The organism is Tamlana crocina (assembly GCF_012037625.1).
The window spans coordinates 1-381 of the sequence record NZ_JAAVJS010000424.1; the positions used below are offsets into that span (position 1 = coordinate 1).

Sequence of the window (381 nt, forward strand, 5' to 3'; positions counted from 1 at the left end):
CTTGTTGGACTTATAGTTCTATATATTGCAATACATTTTCTGCTAAAAAAATTAGGAAAGGACCCCCGGAATATACTCCCTCACAATATTGCAAACCGTGTAATGGTTCCGTTGATCACCATTTTTATTGCTGTTGCCATACAGGCGGGGCTAATCAACAGGGAGATCATTACAGATGAGGGGCAGGTAGAATTCTTCCAGCAGGCACGTTCGTTACTTCTTATCTTTAGCTTTACCTGGTTTATCATTGTAGCCATTAGAATCGCAAAAAATCAGTTTTTAAAACAATTTGATGTCACCACAGCCGATAATTTAAGGGCTCGAAAATTTTACACCCAATTCAACATTATCGAAAGGATATCAATATTTGTGGTTATCCTT

The 381-nt window shown here is 37.5% G+C and carries 1 pseudogene; it reads left to right on the forward strand.

The features are described from left to right. Window positions 1–102: 102 nt before the first annotated feature. Window positions 103–381: pseudogene (locus HC176_RS17415) on the forward strand (mechanosensitive ion channel family protein); the annotation flags it as partial.